The following is a 12,452-nucleotide window of genomic DNA, read 5'->3' as shown; positions in this document are numbered from 1 at the left end:
ATCCTCGATGAACTGGGTTATCTGCCCTTCGCCCAGACCGGCGGACAGCTCCTGTTCCACCTGATCAGCAAACTCTACGAACGCACATCCATCATCGTCACAACCAACCTGGCCTTCGGCGAATGGCTCTTCGTAAAAAGAAGCTTGTGCCTCAGTCATGTCAGCCGGGAAGAATATCAGCCAACGGTCTTCCGGCCTTAGTGTGATATCCCGCCCATTAGTCCAAGGTTTGATCACATCAATATTCCGCGTCCCGTTTGGATTTGTCGGAGCCGTAAGCATCCGGCGCGCGGTTTCCCCTTCGATCACGAAGGGTCCGTAGTTGATGGTTCCTTGAAATGCAGTCCTGCGGTTGGTCACAAGGGTATTTGCTTGTGTAATGTCGACACCAGATTCCGACGCGGTTAGATCGGAGAAAACCTCTTTTACCGGCAAGCCATCTAGTAACGGCGCTTTAACCTGTTCCTTTGAAAAACCCACTATCGAAACTCGGACGGCTGCCCCTTCAACCGTCCAGTCTTCATCGCGCCAAGCGAAAAAGATTTGCCCACCAGCCACAATCGGTTTTAGGACCTCTCGGTTTGCCCCTCCTCGGATCGAATTCGTAGAGACCAAGCCTGCGCGCTGCAACTGGCCCTCCTGCATCATCGCCCAAGCCTTTGCGAACCAGAAACACACGAGGTCCGCCCCGCCACGAACCTCGCCCTCATACGCCCGACGCAGCGCTTCGACGTAATCCGGGCCAAGTTCAGGCTTCATTTTTCGATCACCAAGGAACGGCGGGTTCCCGACCACTGCGTCAGCATCTGGCCAGTCTGCCTTGGACCCGTCCGGGGCAAGCACAGCGTCCCGGTTTTCGATAGTCCCCAACGGACGCAGAATCGGGTTCCGGGCGGCATCGAAACCGTTCCGGCGCATCCACTGAATTTCCCCGACCCAGACCGACACACGCGCCAGTTCAGCGGCATAAGGGTTAAGTTCGATCCCCTTCACGCATTCCGGACCGATGGTCGGAAAGCCGCGCGGCAGGCCCAAGGCCTCGGCCTCAAGGTTCGTGCGGTGTTCAATGTCCTTCAGCGCCAAAAGGGACAAGTACAGGAAGTTGCCGGACCCGCAGGCCGGGTCCAGCACACGGAAGCCCCGCAGGCGCTCCAGAAACGCCGCGTGAAGGCGCTCCGCCTCTTTCTCAGCCTTCGTCCGGGCGGAACGCGACTTCGCGCTCTCCGCCTTGCTCAGCGCCGCTTCGATCTGGGCTTTTACCTCGGCCCATTCAGCAAGTAGCGGCTCCACAACCACCGGGTTAACGATTTGCATGATCTTGTCGCGGTCGGTGTAGTGCGCTCCAAGCTGGGAACGCTTGTTTGGGTCAAGCCCCCGCTCGAACAGGGTGCCCAGAATGGAGGGGTCAATTTCGGACCAGTCAAGCTTGGCGGCGGAGAGAAGGTCAGCCAAATCTTCTCTTTTGAGCGGCAGGGCCGTGTCGTCATCGAAGAGACCGCCGTTGAACCACTCCACCTTTTCGAACCCCACGCGCCCGCCGGATTGCATTGCGGCGAATAGGTCCTTGGCGAAGGGCTGGAATTCGGTCGGGTCCTTCTGGCACAGCTCCAGCATCTTCTGGAACATCTTGTTCGGGAGAAGGTCCACGTCTTCGGCGAACATGCAAAAGACGAGGCGGTTCACGAAATGCGCTACGGTTTCCGGGTTGTGTGCGCGGGTGCGCAGGCGCTGCGCCAGCGATGCAAACTTCTGCGCTGCCTCTTCGGTTAGGGCCTGTCGGGTCTTGGCGGGGCGCAGGCTTTCTGGGTCGATGAAACAGGCGCGCAGGAGGTCGCGTTTGCTGGCGTCCAGAAGGTCCGGAGTAGTGATCTCGTGGACTTGCTGAACGGTGTTCGTCCAGTTCGTGTGAATCCGAATGCGCGTCATGTCCGACACGATTAGAAGCGGCGGGTTTTCCAGCGCGATGGAGTACTGCAGGAGTTGGTCGAAGGCCTTGTCTAGGTCTTTTTTCTTACCCTTGTACTCCCACGCAAAACTACCCTTGCGCCAGACATCTGCCCAGCCTTCGCCGCCGGAGGTCTTGGATGCACCGCGTTCGAAGGTAAACCAGTCGCCCTTGGGGTCGGCGCTGACCGGGTCTTCGATTCCAAGGAGAGCGCAAAGATCGTTGAAGTGCGACTGGGATGCACTTCGCTCTTTTAGCTCTGCGGCTTCCCATTTCCGGATAAAATCTGCTGCCTGCATATACCTACCATGAAAACTTTTCCTGCTTCTCTATCACTTGTCGATGGTTAGAAACCAGAACTTCGAGCATCAGACACGGCTCAGAACAGAGCAGGCTAACTGCGGCGGACCTGTCAATCGCAAGGTGCTTTTGTGTGTCCACAGATTTCGGCATCTGCGTTCCGGTCCCTAATTCTGATTCAGAGGCCGCACGGTCAGGTGAAGACGACGTGCAGAGGCTCCACCCACTGTGGTCAATAGCGTGGTCAATTAGGCGATTCGAGCACCACCCAAGATACTGAAATACATAACAAAATAAAGGTGGCGGAGGAGGTGGGATTCGAACCCACGGAGGACTTTCACCCTCGTCGGTTTTCAAGACCGGTGCATTCGACCACTCTGCCACTCCTCCGACGGGACGTCCCTACTACCTGACGGACGATTCTGAAAGCCGTGGTTTCACGTAGAAATCCGCCGACCCTGCGCCTGCATGCTTTTCTTGAGCCTGACATGAGGTTAATGTGCGCCAGCGCGGCAATGATCGCGGGGCAGATTTGAGTTTCGGCGGCGACCGCGCGGCGCGTCACGCAAGGCGCGGGCAGACAGGCAAGGGGCAGGACATGGATTTCTCTCAGACAGGCGGTGGGGCCAGCTGGCGCATCGTTTTGGGCGCGGGGCTGGCGCTGGCGGTTCTCGGCGGGTGCGACGAGGTGCAGAACCCCTTCAAGGCGAAACCCGAGGCGGGCGCGACAAGTTCGGTGGATGGCGATGCGTCCTCGGTCCGGCTGGTCGAGCGCGACGTGGAGGCGCCGGACGTCTTCCAGAAGACCGACATGGGGCTCTGGGACGGGCGGCCGTCGCTGGGCGGCGTCTGGGTGGCGCATGCCGACGTGGACGAACCCGAGCGGGTGATCATCCGCAACACCGCCAACTCCAAGTTCGTCATCGGCGCGCTGTTCAGGCGCGAGCGCGAGAACCCGGGGCCGGCGTTGCAGGTGTCCTCGGACGCCGCCGCCGCGCTCGGGATGCTCGCGGGGGCGCCCGCGCAGCTGAACGTCACCGCGCTGCGCCGCGAGGCCGCGCCCGCGCCCGCCGCCATGCCGGACGCGGCCGCCGGGGCGCTCGCCTCCGAAGAGATCGAGGAAAGCGCGCTCGACCCGATCAAAGGGGCCGCCGCCGCCATCGACGCCGCCGAGAAGAGCGACGGCGCGGCCGCGCCCGCCGAGGCCGTTTCGCCGCCCCCCGCGCCAAAACCGGCTGCGCCGAGGCAGGCCTCCTCGCTGACCAAGCCGTTCATCCAGATCGGCATCTTCAGCGTCGAACAGAACGCCGAGAACACCGCCACCGCCATGCGGCAGGCGGGCATGGTTCCGACCGTGAAAGCCCAGGAATCGAGCGGCAAGAAGTTCTGGCGCGTCCTTGTCGGCCCCGCCGCCAACAAGTCCGAACGCGCCGCGCTGCTGAAGAAGATCAAGGGCGTCGGTTTCACGGACGCCTATCCCGTCACCAACTGATCCGGACCCGTCATGCTGCCCATCGCCAACCGTCTCTTTCATGCGCTCGTCGCGCTGTGCCTGTTTGCGGCGCCCGCCGCCGCGTTCGACACGCAGGCGCGCGCGGCCTTTGTCACCGACCTCAAGACAGGGACCGTGCTGCTCAGCAAGAACGCCGATCAGCCGCTGCCGCCGGCCTCCATGTCCAAGCTGATGACGCTCTATGTCGCCTTCGAGGCGATCCGCGAGGGGCGCCTGTCGCTGTCCGAGAAGCTGCCGGTGTCGCGCCACGCGATGAGCTATGGCGGCTCGACCATGTTCCTCGACACGACCGATCGCGTCAGCGTAGAGGACCTGCTGCGCGGCATCATCGTGCTGAGCGGCAACGACGCCTGCGTCGTCATCGCCGAGGCGCTGAGCCCCGACGGCACCGAGGCCGGATTCGCCCGCTTCATGACCCAGCGCGCGCAGAAGATGGGCCTGACGAACTCGGTCTTCGCCAATTCCAACGGCTGGCCCGCGCCCAACCACCGGATGAGCATGCGCGATCTTGCGCTGCTGGCCACTCGCATCATCGAGGATTTTCCCGAGTTCTACCCGATGTTCGCCGAGATGGAGTTCGAATTCGACGGCCGCGCTCCGCAGAACGTTCATAACCGCAATCCGCTTCTGGGGCTGGGGATCGGGGCGGACGGGCTCAAGACCGGGCATACGCAGGCGGCGGGCTATGGTCTCGTCGGGTCCGCCAAGCAGGGGGACCGGCGTATCGTCTTCGTGCTCTCGGGGCTCGATACCGCCGCCAAGCGCGCCGAGGAGGCCGAAACGATCGTTAGCTGGGCCTTTCGCCAGTTCGTCGAAAGCACGGTGATCGAGGCCGGAACCGAGATCCTGCGCGCCGATGTCTGGATGGGCGACACCCAGAGCGTCGGCCTCGTGTCCGAGCAGGACGTGGACATGCTGCTCCCGGTGCTCGACGCCGAAGAGGTCAAGGCCGAGGTGGTTTACGAGGGACCGCTGCGGGCCCCGGTCGCCAAGGGCGACGCCATCGCAGAACTGGTCATATCGCCCGAGGGCATGCCCGAGGTTCGCGTGCCGCTGGTGGCCGAACAGGACGTGGCCCGCGGCGGTTTCGTGAACCGGATCAAAACCGTCTCGAACCTGCTTCTCACGCGGCTGCAACAGGGGCCAGAGGGCGCGCTTTGACCGCGGCCGCCCGGTTCATCAGCTTCGAGGGAATCGACGGCTCGGGCAAGTCGACGCAGGCGCGGCTGCTCCATGAGGCGCTGATTGCGCAGGGCCGCGACGCGATCCTCACGCGCGAACCCGGCGGAAGCCCCGGCGCCGAGGACATCCGCAAGCTGCTGCTCGAAGGCGCCGCCGAACGCTGGTCGTCCGAAACCGAACTTCTGCTGTTCACGGCCGCGCGGCGGGATCACCTGGAGCGCACGATCCGCCCCGCGCTCGATGCCGGGCGCATCGTCATCTGCGACCGCTTCGCGGATTCGACGCGCATGTACCAGGGGCTGCGCGGCGATGATCTGCGCGCGCTCGTGGATCGGCTGCATGATCTGATGATCGCGCAGGAGCCGGACCTGACCATCCTGATCGACATCGACCCGGAGACCGGCCTTGGCCGCGCGGTGGCGCGGGGCGGGGACGAGTTGCGCTTTGAGGGGTTCGGCGGCGCGTTGCAGGCGCGAATGCGGCAGGGCTTTCTCGACCTCGCGGCGGAAGCGCCCGAACGCATCACCGTGATCGACGGCGCGCGCGACGTGGAGCTGGTCGCGCGCGACGTGCGCGACGTTGTCGAGGCGCGGCTGCCATGAGCGACGCCGTGCGCGAACCCGACCGGATCGAAGGCGCGCCGCACCCGCGCGAGACGCCCGCGCTGATCGGGCAGGGGGCGGCGGAGGCCGAATTCCTGCACGCCTGGAACGGAGGGCGTCTGCATCATGCGTGGTTGCTGATCGGCCCGCGCGGCGTCGGCAAGGCGACACTGGCCTGGCGCATCGCGCGCTTCTTGCTGGCGACGCCCGACCCGGACGGGGATGGCGGGTTGTTCGGCGATGCGCCGGCGCTGCCCGAATCGCTCGACATTCCCGCGGATCATCCGGTCGCGCGGCGTTTCCTCGCCGGCTCGGATCCGGGACTGAAACGGGTCACCCGCACCGAGAACGAGAAAACCGGCCGGCTGCGCGACATGATCGTGGCCGAGGACGTGCGCGCCCTGGGTGGTTTCCTGAGCCTCAGCGCCGCGGATGGCGGGCGGCGCGCGATCATCATCGATAGCGCGGACGACATGAACGTGCAGGCCGCCAACGCCCTGCTGAAGATGCTCGAAGAGCCGCCCGCGCGCACCACCTTCCTGCTGGTGAGCCATCAGCCAAGCGGCCTTCTGCCGACGATCCGGTCGCGCTGCCGCGCGCTGCGGCTGCCGCCGCTTGATGCGGACGACATGCGCGCGGCGCTCGCGCAGGCGGGCATCGACGTGGGCGCCGAGGCCGAGGCCTTCGCGGCGCTCTCCGCCGGTTCCGTGGGCGCGGCGGTGCGGCTGATGAATCTCGGCGGGCTGGAAACCTACCGCGAGCTGATCGCGATCCTGTCCGATATGCCCCGGCTCGACCGTGCGCGCGCTCTGAAGCTGGCCAACGCGGCGGCGGCGCGGGGCGCGGAGGACCGGGTCGACCTCCTGTTCACGCTGATCGACCTGATGCTGGCGCGGCTGGCGCGCACCGGCAGCCTCGGGGCGCCGCCCGCTCTCGAGGCCGCGCCGGAGGAGGGCCGCACGATGACGCGCCTTGCCCGCGGCCCGCACGACGCGCGCGCATGGGCGGATTGCGCGCAAGAGGTCGGCGCGCGCGCCCGGCACGGGCTGGCGGTCAACCTTGACCCTGCCGCGCTGGTTCTAGATACCGTGCTGAAGATGCGGGATACGGCGGCGGGCGTCGCCCGCTGAGGGGCGAATATGACTAGACATATCGAGATCACCGACAGCCATTGCCATCTCGATTTTCCCGACTTCGACGCCGAGCGGGAGGAGATCGTGGCGCGCGCCGTCGAGGCCGGGGTGACGCGGATGGTAACGATCTGCACGCGGCTGCGGCTCGAGCCGAGCGTGCGCGCCATCGCCGAGGCCTACGCGCCCGTCTTCTATGCCGCCGGCACCCACCCGATGAGCGCTGCGGACGAACCGCTGGCGACGGTGGATGAATTGGTCGCGCTCGCCCGGCACCCGAAATTCGTCGGCATCGGCGAGACGGGGCTCGACTATCACTACACCGCCGAGAGCAAGGATGTGCAGCAGCAAAGCCTGCGCATCCACATCGACGCCGCGCGCGAAACCGGTCTGCCGCTCATCATCCACGCGCGCGACGCGGACGAGGACATGGCCCGCATCCTGCGCGAAGAGCACGGGCAGGGAGCCTTCAACTGCGTCATGCATTGCTTTTCCTCGGGCGCGGGGCTGGCGCGGGCGGCGCTCGACCTTGGGTTCTACCTGTCGATGTCGGGCATCGCCGCCTTTCCGAAGTCACGGGAATTACGCGATATTTTCGCCGCCGCCCCGGTCGAGCGCATCCTCGTCGAGACCGACGCGCCCTATCTCGCCCCGCCGCCCTACCGGGGCAAGCGCAATGAACCCGCCTACACCGTCCACACCGCGCAGGTCGGCGCCGAGACCTTCGGCATGGACTGGCCCGCTTTCGCCGCGCAGACGCAGGCGAATTTCGACCGGCTCTTCGCCAAGGCCGCGCGATACAGGGCGGCGGCCTGATGGCCCTGCGGCGCTTCACCATCCTTGGCTGCGGGTCCTCCGGCGGGGTGCCGCGGCTTGGCGGGCACTGGGGCGATTGCGACCCCGATGAGCCGCGCAACACGCGGCGGCGCTGTTCCCTTTTGATCGAACAGGAGAGCGAGGACGGAACCACCCGCGTCCTGATCGACACGTCGCCGGACATGCGCGCGCAGCTTCTGGACGCGGGCGTCGGCACGCTCGACGCGGTGGCCTATACGCATGACCACGCGGATCACGTTCACGGGCTGGACGATCTGCGGATGATCGTCTTCAACACCGGCAAGCGGCTGCCGGTCTGGGCCGACGGCGACACGCAGAACGGCATCTACGCGCGCTTCGGCTACGCCTTCATGCAGCCCGAGACCTCGCCCTATCCGCCGATCCTCGACATGCACACCATCGACGGGGACATCACCATCGAAGGAGAGGGCGGGACGATCACGCTGACGCCCTTCGAGGTGGCGCATGGCTCTATCGAGGCGCTGGGATTCCGCATCGGCGACCTGGCCTACCTACCCGACGCCGCGGAGATCCCCGAGGAGGCCTGGCCGGTGCTGGACGGGCTCGACTGCTGGATCGTGGACGCGCTGCGCCGCACGCCGCACCCGACCCATTCGCACCTCGCCAACACGCTGAAATGGATCGAACGCGCGGCGCCCAAGCGGGCGATCATCACCAACATGCATATCGACATGGATTACCGCACGCTCTGCGACGAACTGCCCGCGAACGTGACGCCCGCCCATGACGGCATGACCATCACCTACGAGGTCTGAGCCGCGTGCAGGCGCTTCTTGACGTGATCCTGCCGGTTTTCGTCGTTGTTGCAGCCGGTTACGGCGCGGTATGGATGCGATGGTTCAGCCCGCAGGCGGTAGACGGGCTGATGAAGTTCACCCAGGATTTCGCGATTCCCTGCCTGCTTTTCACCGCCCTGTCGCGGCTCGACCTGGGGCAGAGCTTCGACTGGCGGCTGCTGCTGAGCTTCTACGCCGGCGCGCTCACCGGTTTCCTGCTGGGGCTCATCGGCGCGCGGCTGATCTTTGCGCGCGACTGGGAGGACGCGGTCGTCATCGGCTTCTGCTGCCTGTTCTCGAACTCGGTGCTGCTGGGGCTCGCCCTGACCGAACGGGCCTACGGGGCGGCGGCGCTGGCGCCAAACTACGCGATCATCGCGCTGCACGCGCCGTTCTGCTACGTCATCGGGATTTCCGCTATGGAGACGGTGCGCGCGGGCGGCGACGGGGCGGGGATCGTGGCGCGCCGGATCGGCGCGGCGATGGCGCGGAACCCGCTGGTGATCGGCATCGCGCTCGGGCTGCTGGTGAACCTGTCGGGGCTGACCTTTCCGGCGGTGATTTCCGGCGGACTCGACATGATCGCGCGGGCGGCGCTGCCTGCGGCGCTGTTCGGGCTGGGCGGGGTGCTGGTCCAATACCGCCCCGAAGGCGATCTGCGCGTCATCGCGTGGATCTGCCTCGTGGCGCTGGTGGCGCATCCGCTCATTACCCGCAGCCTGGGCGGCGCGCTGGCGCTGGGGGAGGGGCCGCTGCGCTCGGCGGTGCTGACGGCGGCGATGGCGCCGGGGGCCAACGCCTATATCTTCGCGAGCATCTATGGCCGCGCGCGCCGCGTCGCCGCCTCGGCGGTGCTGATCGGCACGGGGCTGTCGACCCTCAGCGCATGGGTCTGGATGGCGCTGCTGCCCTGAGCCTCGCCCCCCCTTGCGGCGGGTCCTCGGGACGGGCTAAGGATACCGGGCGAGGACGACCTCCCCCGTCGTGGGATCACTCGCCGGGACGACCCGGCGCGACGCGCAAGGGAGACGCCGCATGCGCAGCACAGCCGACAGGATTCGCCACGCGCTCTCGTTCGAGATCATTGCGCTTCTCATCATCATTCCCGTCTGGTCGCTGGGCTTCGGCAAACCGATGCAGGATATCGGCGTCGTCGCCGCCGTCAGTTCGGCCATCGCCACCGCCTGGGTCTACGTGTTCAACGGGCTGTTCGACCGGGTGATGCTGCGGCTTGCGGGACACCTGGACAAGTCGTTCCGCCTGCGCATCCTGCATACGCTGCTGTTCGAGGCGGGGATGCTGATTGTCCTGCTGCCGTTCCTGATGTGGTATCTGGAGCTCACGCTGGTCGAGGCCTTCCTGCTCGACGTATCGTTCACGATCTTCTACCTGGTCTATACCTTCGTGTTCAACTGGCTCTACGACGTCGTGTTCCCGCCGCCGCCCGCGCCTACGTCTTGAGCGGCGCGCCCCCGGCGAAGAAATTCGCCTCGTGGTACTTGCAGGGCGCCTCCTGCATCTCGAGGTGGAGCCCTTCGCCCCGATAGGGATGCGCGCGCGCCAGCGCCTCGTCCACCTCGATCCCGAGGCCGGGGGCGTCGGGCGGGACGACATGCCCGTCCTCGACGCGGATCGTCCCGCCGATCAGGTCGGAATGGAACGCCGTCTCGATCGTCTCGACCATCAGGAGATTGGGGATCGACGCGGCCAGGTGCAGGTTGGCCGCCCACTCGATCGGGCCGGCATAGAGATGCGGCGCCATCTGCGCGTTATAGACTTCGGCCATCGCCGCGATCTTCTTCACCTCCCAGATGCCGCCGGCGCGGCCCAGCGCGGGTTGCAGGATGCTGGCTGCGGCCGCGCGCAGGACCGGCGCGAACTCCGCCTTGCTGGTCAGCCGCTCGCCTGTCGCGACGGGAACGCCGGTGGCGCGCGCGACCTCGGCCATCGCCGCCACGTTGTCGGGCGGCACGGGTTCCTCGTACCAGAGCGGATCATAGGGCGCGATGGCGCGGCCCAGCCGGATCGCGCCGGCGGTGGTAAACTGCCCATGCGTGCCAAAGAGGATGTCGGCGCGCACGCCCACCGCCTCGCGGATGGCGCGGCAGAAGGCGACGGATTGCTCGATGTCCCGCAGCGCCGGCATGTGCCCGCCGCGCATCGTGTAGGGGCCGGCGGGGTCGACCTTGACCGCAGTATACCCCCGATCGACGAGCGCGGTCGCGCTCTCGGCGGCCATCCCGGGCGAGGACCAGAAGGCCGTGAGGTCGTGATGGGCCAGGGGGTAGAGATAGGTATAGGCGCGGATGCGCTCGTTTATCCGTCCGCCCAGCAAGGCGTGAACGGGGCGCCCGCGCGCCTTGCCGAGAATGTCCCAACAGGCGATTTCCAGCCCCGAGAACGCGCCCATGACTGTCAGATCGGGGCGCTGGGTAAAACCGGAGGAATAGGCGCGCCGGAACATCAGCTCCACGTTCTCGGGGTTTTCGCCCTGCATGTGCCGTGCGAACACGTCCTCGATCACGGCGCGCATCGCCTCGGGGCCGACGCTGGCCGCATAACATTCGCCCCAGCCGGTGATCCCGTCATCCGTCGTCACCTTGACGAGGATCCAGTAGCGCCCGCCCCAGCCGGGCGCCGGCGGCGCGGTCACGATGATGTCGAGGTCTTGCAGCTTCATGGGGCGGCTCCGGTCTTGATTGCGCCAGCGTGCCTTGCCGCCCGCTCGGCCGCAAGTGGCAAACTCGGGCTTCTTCTTTGTTAAAATACTCAAATCCATCGCCCGCCGCAGACGCGGAGCTCAGCCCAGATAGACCTGCCCGGCCGGATAACGCACCCGCGGCACGCTGCGGGTCGCCAAGAAAAAACCGAGCGCCAGCGGCCCGACCCGGCCGAAATACATCAGCGCCATGACGATCGCGCGGCCGAGCCCGTCGAGCTCGGCCGTGGCGCCGCGCGACAGGCCGACCGTGCCGAAGGCCGAGGTCACCTCGAAGGCGAGGTCGGTGAATTCTCCGTCATGGCTGATCGAGATGACAAACATCGCCGAGAACACCAGCAGCAGCGAGATGGTGGTGAGCGCCATGACCTTCATCACCTCCTCGAGCCCGAGCGAACGCCCGAAGGCGTGCAGCGTCTCGCGCCGCTTGAAGAAGGCGATGGTGGCCAGCACCAGAACGAAGAGCGTCGTGACCTTGATCCCCCCGGCGGTCGAGGTGCTGCCGCCGCCCACGAGCATCAGCGTCATGGTCAGGATCGTCGTGCTGTCATGCATCGCCGCCGTGTCCACCGTGTTGAACCCGGCGGTGCGCGGCGTCACGCCCTGGAACCAGCTCGCCCAGAGCTTCTCGCCCGTCGTGAGCCCGCCCAGCGTGCCCGGGTTGCACCATTCCAGCAGGGCGAACATCACCGTCCCCCAGGCGATCAGCAGCGCGGTGCCGATCAGCATCAGCTTGGAATGCAGCGTCAGCGCGCGCCAGTTGCGTTTCTGGTAGATGTCGCCGACCACGATGAAGCCCAACCCGCCGAGGATGAAGAGCAGCGGCACGACGATGTTCACGACCGGATCGCCGACCCATCCCGTGAGGTTGTCGGAAAACAGCGAGAATCCCGCGTTGTTGAAGGCCGAGACCGCGTGGAACACCGCCTGCCAGACGCCGCTCCAGCCGAATTCGGGCACGAAGACGAAGCACAGCAGCAGCGCGCCGACCGCCTCGCAGGCGAATGCGATGACGAAGATGATGCGCGTCAGCACGGTGAGGTTCGAGAGCGACGTCTGGTTGAGATCCTCGCGCAGGATCAGCCGCTGCGGCATCCCCACGGGAATCCCGAGCGCGCCCAGCACCAGCACCGCGAAGGTCATGAGGCCGAGCCCCCCGAGCTGGATCAGCACCGCGATCACCGCCTGCCCGAACCCGGTGAAGGCCGCGCCGGTATCGACCACCGAAAGCCCGGTCACCGTCACCGCAGAGGTCGAGGTGAACACCGCGTCGGCAAGCGTCAGCCCCTCGCGATGCGACGGCGGCAGCCACAAGAGCAACGCGCCGGTCACGATCAGCCCGAAGTAGAACGCCATCAAGAGCGCGGGCGGCGGCAGGTGCAGTCCGCTCAGCCGGCCCAGCACGTGGCGGAAGGCGGAGGCCATCG

The 12,452-nt window shown here is 66.2% G+C and carries 10 protein-coding genes, 1 tRNA gene and 2 pseudogenes; 9 read left to right on the top strand and 4 right to left on the bottom strand.

What is annotated here, in order from left to right:
• A pseudogene (locus tag D6850_RS06715) lies at nt 1-126 on the top strand (ATP-binding protein); the annotation flags it as partial.
• Between the two features lie 339 nt (nt 127-465).
• On the opposite strand, the pseudogene D6850_RS19885 reads toward D6850_RS06715, so the two are convergent.
• Both D6850_RS19885 and D6850_RS06710 read right to left on the bottom strand, forming a co-directional pair.
• Nucleotides 466-1,926, bottom strand: a pseudogene (locus tag D6850_RS19885) (class I SAM-dependent DNA methyltransferase); the annotation flags it as partial.
• A 619-nt stretch (nt 1,927-2,545) separates the two neighbouring features.
• Nucleotides 2,546-2,635 (bottom strand) — tRNA-Ser (locus D6850_RS06710).
• A 208-nt stretch (nt 2,636-2,843) separates the two neighbouring features.
• Here D6850_RS06710 and D6850_RS06705 point away from each other — a divergent pair.
• The 8 genes from D6850_RS06705 (at nt 2,844) to D6850_RS06670 (ending at nt 9,767) form a co-directional block, all read left to right on the top strand.
• Nucleotides 2,844-3,737, top strand: coding sequence for an SPOR domain-containing protein (locus tag D6850_RS06705; protein WP_121165184.1), 894 nt, complete (start codon nt 2,844-2,846; stop codon nt 3,735-3,737).
• A 12-nt stretch (nt 3,738-3,749) separates the two neighbouring features.
• Entirely contained in the window at nt 3,750-4,919 is a 1,170-nt protein-coding gene (locus D6850_RS06700; protein ID WP_121164945.1) for a D-alanyl-D-alanine carboxypeptidase family protein, read from the top strand.
• Nucleotides 4,916-5,542, top strand: coding sequence for a dTMP kinase (gene tmk, locus D6850_RS06695; RefSeq protein ID WP_121164943.1), 627 nt, complete (start codon nt 4,916-4,918; stop codon nt 5,540-5,542). Before D6850_RS06700 ends, tmk begins: the two co-directional genes overlap by 4 nt.
• Nucleotides 5,539-6,672: a DNA polymerase III subunit delta' gene (locus D6850_RS06690; protein ID WP_121164941.1), complete on the top strand. Its 1,134-nt coding sequence runs from the start codon at nt 5,539-5,541 to the stop codon at nt 6,670-6,672. Before tmk ends, D6850_RS06690 begins: the two co-directional genes overlap by 4 nt.
• 9 nt (nt 6,673-6,681) lie before the next feature.
• Complete coding sequence (locus D6850_RS06685; protein ID WP_121164940.1) at nt 6,682-7,488, top strand: TatD family hydrolase; 807 nt, start codon at nt 6,682-6,684, stop codon at nt 7,486-7,488.
• Nucleotides 7,488-8,285 carry an MBL fold metallo-hydrolase gene (locus tag D6850_RS06680; RefSeq protein ID WP_121164939.1) on the top strand — a complete coding sequence of 266 codons (798 nt, stop codon included), beginning with the start codon at nt 7,488-7,490 and terminating at the stop codon, nt 8,283-8,285. Before D6850_RS06685 ends, D6850_RS06680 begins: the two co-directional genes overlap by 1 nt.
• 5 nt (nt 8,286-8,290) lie before the next feature.
• Nucleotides 8,291-9,220 carry an AEC family transporter gene (locus D6850_RS06675; protein WP_121164938.1) on the top strand — a complete coding sequence of 310 codons (930 nt, stop codon included), beginning with the start codon at nt 8,291-8,293 and terminating at the stop codon, nt 9,218-9,220.
• Nucleotides 9,221-9,341: 121 nt separating this feature from the next.
• Nucleotides 9,342-9,767 (top strand): PACE efflux transporter, encoded by a 426-nt coding sequence (locus D6850_RS06670; RefSeq protein ID WP_121164937.1) that lies wholly within the window; start codon nt 9,342-9,344, stop codon nt 9,765-9,767.
• Here the strand turns inward: D6850_RS06670 and D6850_RS06665 are convergent.
• Nucleotides 9,757-10,986, bottom strand: coding sequence for a mandelate racemase/muconate lactonizing enzyme family protein (locus tag D6850_RS06665; protein ID WP_121164935.1), 1,230 nt, complete (start codon nt 10,984-10,986; stop codon nt 9,757-9,759). The two genes, D6850_RS06670 and D6850_RS06665, sit on opposite strands and share 11 nt — an antisense overlap.
• Nucleotides 10,987-11,106: 120 nt before the next feature.
• Nucleotides 11,107-12,450, bottom strand: a complete 1,344-nt coding sequence (locus tag D6850_RS06660) for a TrkH family potassium uptake protein (protein ID WP_121164933.1) — start codon at nt 12,448-12,450, stop codon at nt 11,107-11,109.
• Nucleotides 12,451-12,452: the final 2 nt, after the last annotated feature.

It is taken from the genome of Roseovarius spongiae (assembly GCF_003651245.1).
Classification (GTDB): domain Bacteria; phylum Pseudomonadota; class Alphaproteobacteria; order Rhodobacterales; family Rhodobacteraceae; genus Roseovarius; species Roseovarius spongiae.
This window is presented reverse-complemented; position numbering and strand designations above follow the sequence as displayed.